The sequence below is a fragment of the Dietzia aurantiaca genome (assembly GCF_021033825.1).
In the GTDB taxonomy this organism is placed as follows: domain Bacteria; phylum Actinomycetota; class Actinomycetes; order Mycobacteriales; family Mycobacteriaceae; genus Dietzia; species Dietzia aurantiaca.
In genome coordinates this window covers 1-15238 of record NZ_JAIFXZ010000017.1, presented here as the reverse complement: position 1 = coordinate 15238, position 15238 = coordinate 1, and the positions used below count along the sequence as shown (strand labels likewise).

15 protein-coding genes are annotated in these 15238 nt (G+C 71.6%); 7 read left to right on the top strand and 8 right to left on the bottom strand.

The window, feature by feature from the left end:
• The first annotated feature begins 75 nt into the window (after nucleotides 1-75).
• Entirely contained in the window at nucleotides 76-1350 is a 1275-nt protein-coding gene (locus tag K3888_RS15355; protein WP_230931155.1) for a hypothetical protein, read from the top strand.
• A 167-nt stretch (nucleotides 1351-1517) separates the two neighbouring features.
• On the opposite strand, the gene glf is transcribed toward K3888_RS15355, so the two are convergent.
• Nucleotides 1518-2717, bottom strand: coding sequence for a UDP-galactopyranose mutase (gene glf / locus K3888_RS15350; protein WP_230931154.1), 1200 nt, complete (start codon nucleotides 2715-2717; stop codon nucleotides 1518-1520).
• A 550-nt stretch (nucleotides 2718-3267) separates the two neighbouring features.
• Between glf and K3888_RS15345 the strand changes: the two genes are divergently transcribed.
• Complete coding sequence (locus K3888_RS15345; RefSeq protein ID WP_230931153.1) at nucleotides 3268-5292, top strand: N-acetylmuramoyl-L-alanine amidase; 2025 nt, start codon at nucleotides 3268-3270, stop codon at nucleotides 5290-5292.
• Between the two features lie 280 nt (nucleotides 5293-5572).
• Here K3888_RS15345 and K3888_RS15340 read toward each other — a convergent pair whose 3' ends face one another.
• Both K3888_RS15340 and K3888_RS15335 read right to left on the bottom strand, forming a co-directional pair.
• Nucleotides 5573-6463, bottom strand: coding sequence for an HAD family hydrolase (locus K3888_RS15340; RefSeq protein WP_230931152.1), 891 nt, complete (start codon nucleotides 6461-6463; stop codon nucleotides 5573-5575).
• Nucleotides 6460-7326, bottom strand: a complete 867-nt coding sequence (locus K3888_RS15335; protein WP_230931151.1) for a lysophospholipid acyltransferase family protein — start codon at nucleotides 7324-7326, stop codon at nucleotides 6460-6462. The genes K3888_RS15340 and K3888_RS15335 overlap by 4 nt, the downstream gene beginning before the upstream one ends.
• 67 nt (nucleotides 7327-7393) lie before the next feature.
• On the opposite strand from K3888_RS15335, the gene K3888_RS15330 reads away from it, so the two are divergent.
• On the top strand, nucleotides 7394-7909 hold the full coding sequence (locus tag K3888_RS15330) for a PaaI family thioesterase (RefSeq protein ID WP_230931150.1): 516 nt from the start codon (nucleotides 7394-7396) through the stop codon (nucleotides 7907-7909).
• A 55-nt stretch (nucleotides 7910-7964) separates the two neighbouring features.
• Here K3888_RS15330 and serS read toward each other — a convergent pair whose 3' ends face one another.
• Both serS and K3888_RS15320 read right to left on the bottom strand, forming a co-directional pair.
• A complete protein-coding gene (gene serS / locus K3888_RS15325) occupies nucleotides 7965-9227 on the bottom strand; it encodes a serine--tRNA ligase (RefSeq protein WP_230931149.1) in 1263 nt (420 codons plus the stop codon).
• 88 nt (nucleotides 9228-9315) lie between these two features.
• Nucleotides 9316-9663, bottom strand: a complete 348-nt coding sequence (locus tag K3888_RS15320) for an ankyrin repeat domain-containing protein (RefSeq protein ID WP_230931205.1) — start codon at nucleotides 9661-9663, stop codon at nucleotides 9316-9318.
• Between the two features lie 142 nt (nucleotides 9664-9805).
• Here K3888_RS15320 and K3888_RS15315 point away from each other — a divergent pair, with 142 nt between their 5' ends.
• Together K3888_RS15315 and K3888_RS15310 are read left to right on the top strand one after the other, a co-directional pair.
• Complete coding sequence (locus K3888_RS15315) at nucleotides 9806-10924, top strand: septum formation family protein (protein WP_230931148.1); 1119 nt, start codon at nucleotides 9806-9808, stop codon at nucleotides 10922-10924.
• Nucleotides 10925-10946: 22 nt separating this feature from the next.
• Nucleotides 10947-11297: a metallopeptidase family protein gene (locus tag K3888_RS15310; RefSeq protein ID WP_230931147.1), complete on the top strand. Its 351-nt coding sequence runs from the start codon at nucleotides 10947-10949 to the stop codon at nucleotides 11295-11297.
• 40 nt (nucleotides 11298-11337) lie between these two features.
• Here the strand turns inward: K3888_RS15310 and K3888_RS15305 are convergent, their stop codons facing one another.
• Genes K3888_RS15305 through K3888_RS15295 form a run of 3 tightly spaced genes read right to left on the bottom strand, consistent with a single transcriptional unit; the run spans nucleotide 11338 to nucleotide 13513 of the window.
• On the bottom strand, nucleotides 11338-11970 hold the full coding sequence (locus tag K3888_RS15305) for a histidine phosphatase family protein (protein ID WP_230931146.1): 633 nt from the start codon (nucleotides 11968-11970) through the stop codon (nucleotides 11338-11340).
• The gene (gene pheA / locus K3888_RS15300) at nucleotides 11967-12899 is read right to left on the bottom strand and encodes a prephenate dehydratase (protein ID WP_230931145.1); all 933 of its coding nucleotides are present in this window, start codon (nucleotides 12897-12899) and stop codon (nucleotides 11967-11969) included. Before pheA ends, K3888_RS15305 begins: the two co-directional genes overlap by 4 nt.
• Nucleotides 12900-12919: 20 nt before the next feature.
• The gene (locus K3888_RS15295; protein ID WP_230931144.1) at nucleotides 12920-13513 is read right to left on the bottom strand and encodes a hypothetical protein; all 594 of its coding nucleotides are present in this window, start codon (nucleotides 13511-13513) and stop codon (nucleotides 12920-12922) included.
• Nucleotides 13514-13595: 82 nt separating this feature from the next.
• Here K3888_RS15295 and K3888_RS15290 point away from each other — a divergent pair, with 82 nt between their 5' ends.
• Both K3888_RS15290 and K3888_RS15285 read left to right on the top strand, forming a co-directional pair.
• Complete coding sequence (locus K3888_RS15290; protein ID WP_230931143.1) at nucleotides 13596-14288, top strand: APA family fibronectin-binding glycoprotein; 693 nt, start codon at nucleotides 13596-13598, stop codon at nucleotides 14286-14288.
• An 82-nt stretch (nucleotides 14289-14370) separates the two neighbouring features.
• Entirely contained in the window at nucleotides 14371-15171 is an 801-nt protein-coding gene (locus K3888_RS15285; RefSeq protein ID WP_230931204.1) for a CPBP family intramembrane glutamic endopeptidase, read from the top strand.
• Nucleotides 15172-15238: the final 67 nt, after the last annotated feature.

Below are 15238 nucleotides of genomic sequence, written 5' to 3'. Positions count from 1 at the left end.
GAAGCCTAACCCCCGCGGGCGATCGATCCCCCGGCCCCAGGTCCGCCCGAACTCGAACCGGGCTACCTTTGGCCCATGCTCGTCGTGGAAACCCTCATCGCCGTCACCATCGCGTTGACCACCGCGTTCGGCGGCCTCGTGGCGGATGACGTCATTAGCGCGGACGGCTCCTGCACCATCTCCGGTGTCCCGGATCTCTGGTCGCACCACTGCACGTCGTTGCCGCGCCTGGCGTGGTTCCTGGGCTCCGCCGGACTCCTGATCGCGATGATGGCGCTGCGGCACTGGATGATCAACCGCAACGGCACGCTGTACTACCTGCGCCTGCTGCCGGCCGCCTCCGCGGATCACCTTCGGGGCGCGATGGACATGGCCCGGGCGCGCAGCCTCGATTTCCGCACGGCCACCGGCTGGTTCGGCGCGGTGGGTGACGTCCTGGACCTGCGCGCCGACGTCGCGCGGGTGTCCGACGAGTTGGAACGCGCGATGAACGACGACGACGAGGCCACCGGCTACCTGTTCGCCCCCAATCTCTCGTTCCCCGCCGCGCTATCGGTGGGCTACGACGTCCTGCTGCGGGAGCGGACCTCGCTCGCCGAAGTGCCGGAGGAGCCGCGGTCGACGCGAATCCCGGGCGGGGACACCGGGATGCGGACGGTGTACTTCGACGATGGCTACGACGAGTGGTCGTCGCGCGACTGGGCCACCCACCACGAGACGCCCGACCCGGACATCACTCTGACGACCGTCGTGGAGCCACGCGTCGACCGCCACGAGGTGAAGCGGGTCTGGCTGTCGCTGCAGCTGGGGCCGACCGGGCCGGTGTCCGAGGTCGACGCGCAGTATCCACTGCGGGACACCTGCGACGTGGTGATCGTGGCGGGCCCCGTCGAGAACGTCGGCGGGGAGGTGCACCTGCGCCCGTGGGAGCTGCCCGTCGGCCGGTGGATCCCGGGGTCGAGCGGACGGAAAATAGACCCGAAGGCCTTCGCCACCCTGGTGGTCGAGCTCTCGGGCGCGATCGAGCACGTCCTCGACGACTACCCGGAGGCAACCGTGCTGCTCTGCGGCGACCTGCCACGCTCGGTGGGGTTCGCGCTGGGCTACGTCATCTCCGAGCGCAAGGACAACCAGATCATCGGTAAGCGACCGGACCTACACCTGCCGCAGCCGGGCGATTCCGCCGCCGAGCGGATCCAGGCGCACGCGGAGAACGCGGGCCTGAGTTCGCTGAGCCGCTTCTGGGCCTCGGTGACGCCGGTGCTGGTCCATCTCGGTGAGGCCCGACCGACGCTCGTGCACCCGGCTCAGCGGGCCGAGATCGTGGCCGCCCTCGCCGAGCAGCCCTAACCTCGGCGGCCCACGCATCCTCAAGAGAGTTCGGCCCACATCAGCCGAGTAGATGTGTGCCGAACCCTCTGCTCGACGTCGGCGGCGCTCGACGCCGGCGGCGCTGGGCGGCGACGGGGCTGCGCAGCCCGCTCAGCGGCGTACCGCGTCAGGCCACGGGCACCGCGTCAGTCCGCGAGCGGCGCCCCGTCGCGCAGGTGCGGCGCGAGGGTGTTCTCGAACATGGTCAGCGCGGAGGCGATGGCCATGTGCATGTCGAGGTACTGGTAGGTGCCCAGGCGGCCACCGAAGAGCACCTTGTTGGCGGCGGTCTCGGCCTTGGCCCGGTCGCGGTAGGCGGCCAGCCGCTCGCGGTCGGTGGACTCGTTGATCGGGTAGTACGGCTCGTCGTCGCGCTCGGCGAAGCGGCTGAACTCGCGCATGATCACGGTCTTGTCCGTGGGGTAGTTCTTGCGCTCCGGGTGGAAGTGGCGGAACTCGTGGATGCGGGTGAACTCGACCTCGGCGTCGTTGTAGTTCATCACCGGGGTGCCCTGGAAGTCGCCGGTGGGCAGGACCTCCATCTCGAAGTCCAGGGTGCGCCAGCCGAGCTCGCCGTCGGCGTAGTCGAAGTAGCGGTCGAGCGGGCCGGTGTAGACGACGGGCGCGTCCGGGCTCGCGGCGCGCACGGCCTCGCGGACATCGAACCAGTCGGTGTCGAGCACCACGTCGATCTTCTCGTCCGCCGCCATGTTCTCGAGCCACGCGGTGTATCCGTCGACCGGCAGCCCCTCGTAGGTGTCCGAGAAGTAGCGGTTGTCGAAGTTGTAGCGCACGGGCAGCCGGGTGATGTTGCCGGCGGGCAGGTTCTTGGGGTCGGTCTGCCACTGCTTGGCGGTGTAGCCCTTGATGAACGCCTCGTACAGCGGGCGCCCGATCAGCGAGATGGCCTTCTCCTCGAAGTTCGCGGCCTCGTCGGAGGAGAACTCGGCGGCCTGCTCGGCGATCAGCTTTCGCGCCTCGTCGGGCGAGTAGTAGCGGCCGAAGAACTGGTTGATCAGGCCCAGGCCCATCGGGAACTGGTACGCGGTGTCCTTATACATGCAGAACACGCGGTGCTGGTAGCCGGTGAAGTCGGTGAACCGGTTGACGTATTCCCACACGCGCTCGTTGGAGGTGTGGAACAGGTGGGCGCCGTACTTGTGGATCTCGATCCCGGTCTCGGGCTCCGCCTCCGAATAGGCGTTGCCGCCGATGTGGTGGCGCCGGTCGAGCACGAGGACGCGCTTACCGAGCTCGGTGGCCGCCCGCTCGGCGACCGTCAGGCCGTAGAAACCCGACCCCACCACGATGAGGTCGTAGGTGCCCCACTGCCGCTCGTCCGCCATCGTCGACTTCCCCTTCGCTGAAGACTTCTGTGCCGCGGCGGTTCTCCGCAGCCGTGTCCGTAGGCCGCGCGCCGATCGGCGCGGGTCCTTCGTTCCCAGGGTATCGGTCGGGCCGGGGGGTGGTTAATGGCGCGCCGGTGACGGGCGACCAGACCGGGGCCGGGCAGGGGGGCGGAGCAGGGTCGACGACAACGACGATGACAACGACGACGACACCGTCGGCGACCACGGAAACACCCACATCGGACGAGTTCGCCCCTCCCGCGGCGCGTCGGGGGCATCTGATCTGCCGACGACCGTCGACCGCCGGTATCCGCTCACGGCGCTGGTCGGACGTCGTCGTCGTCGTACGCCGGTTCGAAACTACACGCCTGTCATCCCAAAATTCACTTCCGTACCACTTGGTTTCACGCGTTTCTTGGCTAACATTGACCCCGTTCGTCACATCTGCCCCACTGTCCGCGGCCCGGTCGCGGCCGGCGGGGTGGGGTGGGAGAAGTGGTCAGCGGCTCCACGCCGCGGGCCGCAGACACCTGATCTGGAGAAGCCCTTGAGCACACGACGCCGCCCCATGCATTTCAGCGGTCGACGCCGGACCCTCGCCGTTGCGGTGGCGGTCGCGGCGTCCGTCGTCACCCCCCTCGCCGTATACGGGCCTGACCAGTTGGTCGAGTCCTCCGACGACATCACCACCACCGCCGGCACCGGTCTGCCCACCGGCGAGGTCCAGGTTCCGCTCGCCGAGGCGCCCGCCGCGGCCGGCGTGAACCGGGACATCGCCGGCGGTCAGTCGCCCGTCAAGGAGGTCACCTCCGAGACGCCGTTCTCGATGATGGGCGTCACCTGGAAGGGCTCCCACCCCGACGCCGTCGCCAACGTGCGTGCCCAGAACCCGGACGGCTCGTGGGGCCCCTGGTTCGAGGCCGAGTCGGTCGACGCCGAGGGCGACAGCACGACAGGCACCGGCGGCACCGAGCCCGTCTACCTGGGCCTGGACACCACGGCCGTGCAGATCGCGCTCAGCGGCGTCGACCTGTCCGACAGCTCGCTGGCGGATGCGCCGGACGCGGATGCCGAGGCGCCCGACACCCAGCCCGGCTCCCACGCCGACGCCGACGCCGATACCGACGCCGCCGAGGCCCCGGCCGACGAGGACATCGCGGCACGCACCGACACGCCGGCCGCCGAGACCGCCCCGGCGCGCGCGAGCACGCCGGCCACGCCCGCGTTCGACTCGGCACCGCCGGTGCCGACCCGCTTCGCGGACATCAAGCCGGTCGCCGAGAGCAGCGATCTCGACGCGAGCACCGTGCAGGCCGTGCTGCTCTCCCCCGACTCCACCCCGACCCCGGACCCCGACGCGTTCGCCGACGTCTCGGCCACCGGCGGGACCGGCACCGACGGAGATATCGCCGCGAAGCAGCCCTCGATCATCACCCGCTCGGGCTGGGGCGCCAATGAGTCCCAGCGCTGCCGCAACGCGACATACGACGACTCGCTCGCCGCTGCAACCGTCCACCACACGGCCGGCAGCAACAACTACTCCCGCGAAGAATCCGCAGGAGTCATGCGCGGCATCTACACCTACCACGCCCAGAGCCTGGGCTGGTGCGACGTCGGCTACAACGTGCTGGTCGACAAGTACGGGCAGGCCTTCGAGGGCCGCCACGGCGGCCTGAGCCGCAACGTCCAGGGCGCCCACGCCGGTGGCTTCAACGGCAACACGTGGGGCATCTCGATGATGGGCGACTACTCGACCCTCACCCCGCCCGACGTCACCATCCGCAAGGTGGGCGAGATCCTCGGCTGGCGACTCTCGGTGGCCGGTATCGACCCCAAGGGCTCCGACACCCACTACTCCGAGGGCACCTCGTACACCAAGTACGCCTACGGCACCTCCGTGCGACTGCCGAACATCTTCGCCCACCGCGACGTCGGCCTCACCACCTGCCCCGGCGACGCCGGCTACGCGAAGATGGGCCAGATCCGCGACATCGCGGCCTCCTACGCCAAGGGCGGCGGCGGGGGCGGAGCCGCCCCGTCCAACCCCGACTCGGGCTCGCCCGCCGGTGGGGGCGGAGGCTCGCAGGCGCCCGGCATCAACAAGGCCGGCATCCAGGAGGCCGTGACCTCCGCGCTGCGGACCGTCCTGAACGGCGGCCGGATCGACGTGCCCGCCCTGACCCGTGCCCTCACCGGCGGCATGACCCTGGCGGACATCCCGTTCGACACGGGCTCGGTCGGTGATCTGGTCGGCGGCGACTTCGCGGCGCTCGCCGCGCAGTTCGCCGGGCCGCTCGGCAAGGTGCTGTCCGGGATCCAGAAGTTCGGCGACGTCTCGCTGGTCAAGCACGAGAACGGCGCGCTGTACTCCTCCCCCGGGACCGGCACCCATCCGGTGTGGGGCGTGATCGGAGACGCGTGGGCCGCCCAGGGCTTCGAGCACGGGCCGCTCGGACTGCCGGTGTCCAGCGAGGCGGATCGCGAGGACGGGACCGTCGCCCAGCGCTTCACCGGCGGCACCCTGGTCTACGACCCGGCCACCAAGGAGATCTCGGTCGAGCCGAACCCGTAGGACCCCTCAGACTCGCGGACCGGCTCCCACCAGGTGTGCCCGCCTCCCCACCACGGGGCGGCGGGCACACCGGGGAAGTGGTGGGGACCGGTCCGTGCTCTATTTCGTCGACCCGCTCGGCCGCCGGCCACACCTCCCCGGCATCCGCGCCAGCGCCTGCCGGCATCCGATCCCGCGCCTGAACTCCCGCCCCTCGAAGTGAACTCCCGCCCGCGCGTCGGCGGGAGCGGCAGTTCATCGAGGCGCGCGGCTGCGCGCCGGGTACGCGGGAGCGGGTGTCTCAGACCCACCAGCGGCGCAGAACGTGCGCCAGGCCGGCGTCATCGTTGCTCAGCGTCACCTCGTCCGCGACCGCGTGGACCGACGCGATCGCGTTGCCCATGGCCACCCCGTGATCGGCCCACCGCAGCATCTCCACGTCGTTGGGCATGTCGCCGAACGCCACGGTCACCGGGACGATCCGCTCGGTGGCGCCGCCACCGGTCCCTCCCCCGCCGGCCCGCGTGAGCGCGGACGCCGAACGCGCCGAGGCCGGGACCGCCACCTCGCCTGAGGTGAGCGCGGTGAGGCCGCTGGCCTTGGTGACCCCGCGGGGGGCGAACTCGATGAGCCCGTCGGTCGTCGAGAAGGTCATGTCCGCGAGGTGCTCGACGGCCCCCTCCAGCGCGGCGGCCATGTCGGCGCTCGGCATCCCCGGAACCCGGGCGAGGAGCTTGAGCACCGGCTCGGACAGAACCTCGTCGTGCCCCACCTCGAGGTGCTCGAGACTGATCCACGCGTGCTCGTAGTCAGGACTCGCGACGAAGTCCGCGTCGGCCGCGTCGCGTCCGAGCCGTTCGGCCGCGATGCCGCTACCCGGCAGGCGCTCCCGGAGGATCCCGTCGAGCTCGGCGAGAGCGTCCGGCTGCAGGAGCGTGGTGGCCAGGAACTCGCCACTGTCGGTGTCCATGATCACCGCCCCGTTGGCGCAGACCGCCAACGGCGCCACCGGGAGCTGGTCGACGATCTGGGACATCCAGCGCGGTGGCCGGCCCGTGGCCAGGATGAACGACGCGCCGTCGGCCACGATGTCCTCGACGACCGCCCGGTTGGCGGCCGGAACGAGATGGTCAGTACCGATGAGGGTGCCGTCGACATCCGAGGCGACGAGCAGAGGTCTTGAGGAGGTCACGGAACGTTCGGGCCGCCCGTCACAGGGTCGCCGTCGTCGGTCTCCCGGGGTTCCCCGGACGGCGGCGCCGCACCGCCCGCCGGCGACCCACCGCCCTGCGCGGCGTCCTTCTCCGCGTGGCGCCGCAGTCGCTCGGCGTGCTCGGCCTCATCCTGCACCGACGCCTCCTCGAGCGTCGGCGCCGATCCCCCGAGGCGCGCCGGGACCCAGCTCGCCCCGGCCGGGTAGGGGCCGTACCGCTCGGCGTACTCGTCCTGCAGCCGCTCGAGGGTGGCCTGCATCTGCGCGCGGACCTGCGCGGTGCACTCGGCGGCGGGCTCGTAGGCCTCGATCGGCTCGCTGACCTCCATCATGACGGGCACCCGGGGCCGCAACAGCTTCTTGGGCAGGCCCTTGGTCCACACGCGCTGTGAGCCCCAGATGGTCACCGCGAGGATCGGCACGCCGGCCTCGAGCGCCATGCGCACCGCGCCGGACTTGAAGTCCTTGATCTCGAAGCTGCGGCTGATGGTGGCCTCGGGGAACACGCCCACCAGCTCGCCGGCGCGCAGCCGCCTGACCGCCTCGTCGAACGAGTGCTTGCCGGCCGCCCGGTCGACGGGGATGTGCCGCAGTTCGCGCATGATCGGGCCCGCGACCGAATGGTCGAACACCTCGGCCTTGGCCATGTAGCGGATGAAGCGCTTGTGCTCACGCGCCGGGATACCGGCGTAGACGAAGTCGAAGTACCCGGTGTGGTTGATCACCACCACCGCACCGCCCTTTTCGGGGAAGTGATGCTCCCCGCGCATGGTGATGTCCAGACCCTGGACCTTGAACATCGTGCGGGCGAACCCGATGATCCCCGTATAGAGCAGCTCCACGCCCCACAGCGTAGCGGCCCACGCCGCGCTCGGCCCGCCGTGTCGGTGGCCGTGTAGGTTCGGCGGCGTGGACCACGCCCCCTTCGACTCGGTCGATCCCGAGTCGCACAGCCGCCGATACTCCTGGGCCGCAGCGCCCGCCGATCCGTCGGAGCGCGTGCACGCCGGTCTGGCGGCGCTCGAGGAGATCATCCGCGGCGAGCGCCACCTCTCCCCCGGCGCACACACCCTCGGGGTGCGCCTCACCGCCGCCGCGGAGGGCTCGGTGACCATGACCGCCACGCCCGCCGAGTGGGCGCTCAACAACGGTGGCACCGTCCACGGCGGGATCGTCTCGGGTTGGGTCGACTCCGCGCTCGGCTACGCCACGGCCACCGTCGTCGAGCCGGGCGTCGGCTACAACACGCTCGACCTCACCGTCCGCTACATCCGTGCACTGCGCCTCGAGCGCACGCCCGCGACGATCAGCGCCGAGGTCGAGCACGTGGGCCGGTCGACGTGCGTTGTGCAGGCCAAGGTCACCGACACCGACGGCCGCACCTGTGCCAGCGCGAGCGGCGTGATGATGCTGTTCCGCCCCTGACGGCCGTCCGCGCGGACCGCGGCCCCGGGCAGAGCGCCCGAGCGGATGCCGGGTGTCAGCGGAGGGGTTCGAGCACGTCCTTGCCGACGAACGGGCGCAGCGCCTCGGGGACCACGACCGAGCCGTCGGCCTGCTGGTGGTTCTCGAGGATCGCCACGAGCCAGCGCGTGGTCGCGAGCGTCCCGTTGAGGGTGGCCGCGGTCTGCGGCTTACCGCTGGAGTCGCGGTAGCGCACCCCGAGGCGGCGGGCCTGGAAGGTGGTGCAGTTCGAGGTGGACGTGAGCTCCCGGTAGGCGTCCTGCGTCGGGACCCAGGCCTCACAGTCGTACTTGCGCGCGGCCGAGGAGCCCAGGTCGCCGCCGGCGATGTCGATCACCCGGAACGGCAGGCCCATCGCCTGCAGCATCTCCTTCTCGAAACCCAGCAGGCGCTGGTGCTCGGCGTGGGCATCCTCCGGCTTGCACCAGGAGAACATCTCGACCTTGTCGAACTGGTGGACACGGATGATGCCGCGCGTGTCCTTGCCGTGGCTGCCGGCCTCGCGACGGAAACAGGACGACCAGCCGCAGTAGCGCTTGGGACCGTCGGACAGGTCGAGGATCTCGCCCTGGTGGTAGCCGGCCAGCGCGACCTCGGAGGTGCCGACCAGGTACAGGTCGTCGGCCTCGAGCTTGTAGACCTCGTCGGCGTGGGCGCCCAGGAAGCCGGTGCCCTGCATGATCTCCGGGCGCACGAGCACCGGCGGGATCATCAGGGTGAACCCGTTGGCGGTGGCCTTCTGCGCGGCGAGCTGCAGCATGCCCAGCTGCAGGAGCGCGCCGTAGCCGGTGAGGAAGTAGAAGCGGGCGCCGGAGACCTTGGCGCCGCGCTCCATGTCGAGCAGACCCAGGCTCTCGCCCAACTCGAGGTGATCCCTGGGCTCGAAGTCGAAGGTGGGGATCTCACCGATCCGCTCGATCTCCACGAAGTCGTCCTCACCGCCGGCGGGCGTGCCCTCCTCGACGACGTTGGACAGCAGCCGCTGGATCCGGTCGACCTCGGCGGCGGCGGCCTTCTCCGACTCCTCCGCGTCCTTGACGGCCTGCTTCAGCGCGCCGGCGGCCTCCAGCAGCGCCGGGCGCTCCTCGGCCGAGGCCTGGCCGACCTTCTTGCCGTGGGCCTTCTGCTCTCCACGCGCGGTGTCGGCGGCCGCGATGGACGTCCGGCGGGACTCGTCGGCGGACAGCAGTTGGTCGACCAGCGTCGGGTCCTCGCCACGGGTCCGCTGGGAGTCGCGGACGAGGTCGGGGTTCTCGCGGAGCAGCTTGAGATCGATCACGGGCCCCAGCCTAGCGGCCCCGTCCCACCCGACGACCCGGGCTCCACCTCACATTCCACCCCGCGCGGGGCGACTCGAGGCCGGTGGCTCAGACGCCGAAGAGCTCGAGGAAGGCGTCCTTCTCGAACATGCGCGCCGTGTCGATGGCGGTGGGGACGCCGCCGTTCGGGTCGGCACCGGCCTCGAAGAGGATGCGGACGACCTCGCCGTAGCCCTTGAACACCGCGCCGGCCAGCGGGGTCTGCCCGCGATCATTGGCCCGGTCCACCTCTGCGCCGCGCTCGACGAGAGCCCGGACGGTCTCCGGGTGCCCGTTGTAGGCAGCCAGCATGAGCAGCGCGTCACCACGCTCGTTGGTCAGGTCCGGGGTCACGCCCGCGTCGACGTAGGCGGCGAGCCGCTCGGTCTCACCGTCTCTGGCCAGCTGGAACAGCATCTGGGCGAACTCGAGGACCTCCGGGTCCACGCCTTCGCGCGGCGAACGCGCACCGCTGTCGGTCCCGTCCTGCTGCTCGTGGTCGTGTCCGCTCATGTCCGGGATCCTATCGCCACGGCGGGATTACGGCATCATAGGAGCGATGACCCCCACCTCCCGATCCTCTGATCAAGGTCGGTCCCTGCTCCGTTCGCGGGGCGCGGTCATGGCCTCACTCGTCGCGATCCTCTCCGGCGCGGCGGTCACGGGCGCGCTCATGGTCTCGGCCATCAACGACCCGAGCTCCGACCGCGCCGGTCGTATCGCCGCGGTCGTGCCGCAGGTCGACCCGCGCACGCTGTCCGGCCCCGCCTATGCGGGTGCCACGGCGGGCACCTGTCTGACCTGGTCCGTGGACGCCGCCGACCAGGTGTCGTCGTTCGACACGGTCGACTGCGCGCAGCCGCACCGGTTCGAGGTCGCCGCCCGGATCGACCTCTCCGAGGTTCCCGGGTTCGGCGACGACCAGCCGCTGCCGGACTCCGCCGACCTGGCCCCCGTCGGGACCGACCGCTGCCTGCCCCTCGTCACCGAGTACGCGGGCGGCCGCGAGGTCGATCCGGAGGGCCGCTTCACCGGGCTGGTCGTCCCGCCCTCGCAGGAGGGGTGGGACAAGGGCGACCACAGCGTGCTGTGCGGCGTCGCCGCGTCCGAGCTCGACGGGCGTTCGGCGCTGTCGACCGGGCTGTTCGCCGAGGCGGATCAACACCGCCGGTGGGAGCCCGGCACGTGCCTGGGGTTCACCGCCGAGGGGCTGCCCGGCGCGCCGATCCCCTGCGCAGAGGACCATTCGATCGAGATCGTGTCCGACCTCGATGTCTCCGGGATCTTCCCGGAGGGCCCCACCCCGCCGGAGCCGTCGGTGCAGTCCGAACTCACCGCGCAGGCATGCCTGGACGCCGGCATCGCCTACTTCGGGGACGGCGAGGCGCTGCGCCGCAGCACCCTCATCTCGACGCTGGTCAACCCGATCTCCGAGGTGTCCTGGCTCACCGGTAGCCGCACGGTCAACTGCGGGCTGATGAGATCGGCGGATCCGGGGCCGTTCGCGGTGCTGCGGGGCTCGGCGACGCAGGGCGTGCTGGTCGACGGTCAGACGCCGGTCGCGCCCACCACCACGATCATCCCGCCGCCGGGCCAGCAGCCGGGCGGCGAGGCCGGGGCCACGACGGGCGGCGACCAGAGCACGATCTCGGTGCCCGTCCCCGGCGGGAACCCGTGACGCCAGACGCGGACGGGGCATCGTGAGCATCAGGGTCGATGAAGCCCGGTTCGAGCACCTGGTCGACGACGCGCTGGACTCCGTGCCGGACGCGTTGTTCCGGGCCATGGACAACGTCGTGGTGCTCATCGCCGACCGCAATCCTGACGAGCCGGGCCTGTTGGGCCTCTACGAGGGCGTGGCGTTGACCGAGCGCGACACCACCTATTCGGGATTCCTGCCCGACACCATCACGATCTACCGCGACGCGCTGTGCGACTTCTGCTCCACCGAGGATCAACTGGTCCACGAGGTCGCGGTGACGGTGATCCACGAGATCGCCCACCACTTCGGCATCGGCGACGAGACCCTGCACGAGCTCGGCTGGGGCTGAGCACGGCCGCGACCTGCACGCCGGCGGTCCCCGCCCCGGGTCAGAACGCGGGCCGCCCCAGGTGGTCGCCCCACCGCTCGCACGACCAGCCACCGCCGTCCGGGGCGAGCTCGATGACCCCGCAGTTGGCGATGTGGTTGTCCAGGGCCCACTGCGAGGGCGCGGCGCCGGCGAACACGGCCATCATCCGCATGACCGCACCGTGCACCACCAGGACCACGTCGATCCCGTTGTCGAGGTACGACTCGCGCAGTTCGGCGACCAACGGCATCGTCCGGTCCTGCACGTCGAGGGCGCTCTCCCCGTCGGGCAGGCTAGCGGTAAGGTCACCGGCCTCGAGCCAGTCACGCATGAGCCGGTTGTAGGCGAGCATCGCCTCGACACCGGTCTGCATCTCGTACCGGCCGGCCTGCACCTCGTAGACGCCGGGCACGGCCTGCGTCGGCAAGCCCATTTCGGTGGCGACGAGCCCGGCGGTCTCGCGGGCCCGGGCCGCCTCGGAACTCATCACGACGGTCGGGGAGATCCCGGAGCCGGCCAGCTCCTGCCCCACCAGCGCCGCCTGTTCGCGACCGAGCTCGGTCAGCGGCGCCCCCGGCAGTGCGGTGTCGAGCGCCCCGGCGACGTTGGACGGTGTCTGCCCGTGACGGACCAGGTGCAGGCGGGCGCTCATCCGGCGCCCTCGCCGCGGCGGAGCCCCTCGAGCCAGGCCGTCTCGTCGGCGCGGTCTGGCGGCGGCGAGCCGGCCTCCGCGAGATCGGCGACGGGCCACGAGCCCAGGTAACGCAGGCTCTCGGTCCGGTGCCGCAGGGCGACGAGCGCCTCGGCGACCATCGGGTCGTCGATGTGGCCCACGAGGTCCACGTGGAACAGGTAGGTGAACCGCTCGACGCGCGTGGGTCTCGAGCCGATGCGGGTGAGGTCGATGTCGCGGATCGACAGCTCGGTCAGCGCCTGCACCAGCGAGTTGGGCTGATGGGGCAGTCCGAAGATCACGCAGGTCCGGTCGTGGCCGGTGCGCGGGGTGGGCGGCGCGGGCCGGCCGACCAGGACGAAGCGGGTGCGGGCGCCGCCGACGTCGGCGATGTTCTCGGCGAGCGGGACGAGCCCGTTGATCTCCCCGGCGCGGGCGGGTGCGGCGGTCGCGTCGGCGCTCCCGGCGGCGACCTCCTCGGCGCCGGCCGCGGTGGAGGAGGTGGTCTCGATACGCGCGTTCGGCAGATTCTCCCCGACCCAGCGTCGAACCTGCGCGGCGGCCACGGGGTGGGTGCGCAGGACCGTCACGTCCTCCGCGGTGGTGCTGGGGCGGACGAGGATGGAGAAGACCACGTCGATCTGGGTCTCGGCGAAGATCTGCAGTCGGTCCCCCACCGCGAGGGCGTCGCTGGTGGGGTTGACGGTGCCGTCGACCGAGTTCTCGAACGGGACACACGCGTAATCGACGTCGCCGGCGCGGACCAGGGCCAGCGCCTCATCCGGGCTGCCGGCCGGCACGGCCCGGGCGTCGGCGAGGAGGTCCGCTATCCGGGCGTCGGCACGGAATCGGTGCAGGGCGGCATCGGTGAACGTGCCGGGGGGGCCGAGGTAGGCGACGGTGACCACGACGACAAGCCTAGCCAGCGTCAGTCGCCGTCCACCGGGCTGAGGGCGGACTCGATGGTCGCGAGCTGATCGTGCGGCACGAGCACGCACGTCACGACATCCCGGATCGCCTCCCGGGCCGATCGGGACAGGCCCACGATCCGGGCCGGGTCCGGCTCGGCGATCGCGGCCCGGATGTCTGCTCCGGTCATCGCGGCGACCGCACCGGACAGCAGAGCCCACACCTGCGAGGCGTCAGCGCAGCGGGGCACCAGGCCCGAGCCGAACCCCACGCCGGCGTGGGAGGCCACCGCGAGCAGGTCCGCGAGGTGCGCGGCACTCTGGACCTGATCGGGGCCGGAGGCCGGTGCGGCCGGGTCGGCGGGCGCCGCCGTACCGGCGATCGCGGCGAGCCCCGGAGCCACGTCGACGACGGCCGGGGTCCCCCCGGCCAACACCTCCATGACCTCGTCGAGGGCCGGCTGCCCGGTCACCGGATCCGGCGCCACCACCACCGGCGCCGTGACCGACCACCGGCCCAGCACCTCCACGATCGAGGCCTCGTCCACCACGAGATCGTCCAGCAGGTCGGGCCGTGAGGGGCCACGGCCGAGCAGTTCAAGCGACACCGTCATGGATTTAAGGTCTACACCGTGCGCCCCCGCCGCGTCCGCACAGCCCGACCTGGTGCCCCTGGCGTTGCTACGCTCTCCAGCGATGGGTTCCGACGACTCCACCGGCCCGGAATTCGCGGCCGACTACACCCCGGCCCCGGATGACGCCCCGGACGCCTCGCACCTCACCCCGGAGGAGAATCGGGGGCCCCGCACGATCCACGTCGCGTTGGGGCTGCTCGCCCTGCTCATCGTGGTCGCGGTGGCCACGGCCCCCGAGTCGGTGCTGCCCCGCGACTCGACCCTGCACGGCGACTATCACCTCGACCAGGCATCGGGTCTGGAGATCGTGGTCCCGGTGGGGTGGCGGGCCCGCGCCGACGCCGAGTTCGGCTCACTCGAGCTCGTGCCGGTCGGGTCGGGACGGGCCGTGGACACCCGCATCTTCGCCGGCGCCCTCGAGCCCGGTATCGCCGCCGCGGCGATCGCCGACAACGAAGGCGCCGCCACCGCTCTCGCCGAGACCATCCAGCAGTACGTCCTGGGCGTCACCGGCGTCCGGGACGACCGGCGCACCGCCACCGTGGAGAACGAGGCGGGATCCGGGGCCTCCGTGTCGTACGTGGTGGTCCCCGACGACCCGGCCAGGCTCGACGCCGGGGGGCTGGTCTACACCGCGGTGTTCGGCGACTCCGACCAGCGGTGGTGGGTGGCGTACGTGACCACCGAGCAGCAGTCCTCCCCGGGCGCCCGCTGGATGGGGCGCATCGTCGAGCACGTGCGACTCCAGGACTGAGCGGGGCACCGTCGTGAACGTGCAAGTCAGCACCAGCGAAGCCTCGGATCCCGCCCCCGGGCCCGGTGGGCTGCGACGGGCCCTGTCCCTCCGCGGGACGTTCGCCCGGTACTCGGCGCGATTCGACCCGGTCAGCGACCCGCGTGTCCGGCGGCTGCTGATCGCCGAGGTCGTCGTCGTCCTCCTCGTCACCTTCGGCCTGTCCGGCCTCTACGCCGTGCTCGACCTGGTCTCCGCGATGCTCGCGCCCACCGACCTGGCGGACCAGACCGCGGCGCTCAACGTCTCCCGTTCCACACAGTCCTGGCTCGACCTCGCCTACCAGGCGCTCGGGGTGCTGCGGTTGACCGCGTGGGCCCTGCTGCCGCTGGTGCTGCTGGCGCACACCGGGATCGGTGCGCGGGCCGTGGGGCTCGTCCGCGACCGGCCCTGGCGGCAGGTCGGGTGGGGGCTCGCGCTGACGGCGGTGATCGGGATCCCCGGCCTGGCGCTGTACCTGGGCGCGGTCGCGGCCGGTGTCAACCTGCAGGTCTCCGCGTCCGGGCTGACGGAGACGTGGTGGCGGCCGATCGTGCTGGTGCTCGCCGCGGCCGGCAACGGGGCGGCCGAGGAGATCCTCGTGGTGGGCTACCTGCTCGTGCGGCTGCGCCAGATCGGGGTGTCGCCCGCGGTCGCACTGATCGGGACCGCGGTGCTGCGCGGCTCGTACCACCTGTACCAGGGCTTCGGCGGCGGGCTCGGTAACCTGGCGATGGGGATCGTGTTCGCGCTGTGGTGGATGCGCACGCGCCGACTGTGGCCGCTGATCCTGGCACACACGCTGCTCGACGTGTTCGCGTTCCTGGGATACGCGCTGCTCGCGCCGCATGTGGCGTGGCTCTGACCCGTTCCGGGGCGACCGGCGGCGAGAGGGCGTTTCGGCTGTGATGCTCGACTCGACGGCGCGGCGC

What these genes read in the sequence shown, in the direction of transcription:
- K3888_RS15355 (WP_230931155.1), top strand. Translation starts at nt 76, where the DNA reads ATGCTCGTCGTGGAAACCCTCATCGCCGTCACCATCGCGTTGACCACC.
- glf (WP_230931154.1), bottom strand. Translation starts at nt 2,717, where the DNA reads ATGGCGGACGAGCGGCAGTGGGGCACCTACGACCTCATCGTGGTGGGG.
- K3888_RS15320 (WP_230931205.1), bottom strand. Translation starts at nt 9,663, where the DNA reads ATGCTGTTCCAGCTGGCCAGAGACGGTGAGACCGAGCGGCTCGCCGCC.
- K3888_RS15315 (WP_230931148.1), top strand. Translation starts at nt 9,806, where the DNA reads ATGACCCCCACCTCCCGATCCTCTGATCAAGGTCGGTCCCTGCTCCGT.
- K3888_RS15305 (WP_230931146.1), bottom strand. Translation starts at nt 11,970, where the DNA reads ATGAGCGCCCGCCTGCACCTGGTCCGTCACGGGCAGACACCGTCCAAC.
- K3888_RS15295 (WP_230931144.1), bottom strand. Translation starts at nt 13,513, where the DNA reads ATGACGGTGTCGCTTGAACTGCTCGGCCGTGGCCCCTCACGGCCCGAC.
- K3888_RS15290 (WP_230931143.1), top strand. Translation starts at nt 13,596, where the DNA reads ATGGGTTCCGACGACTCCACCGGCCCGGAATTCGCGGCCGACTACACC.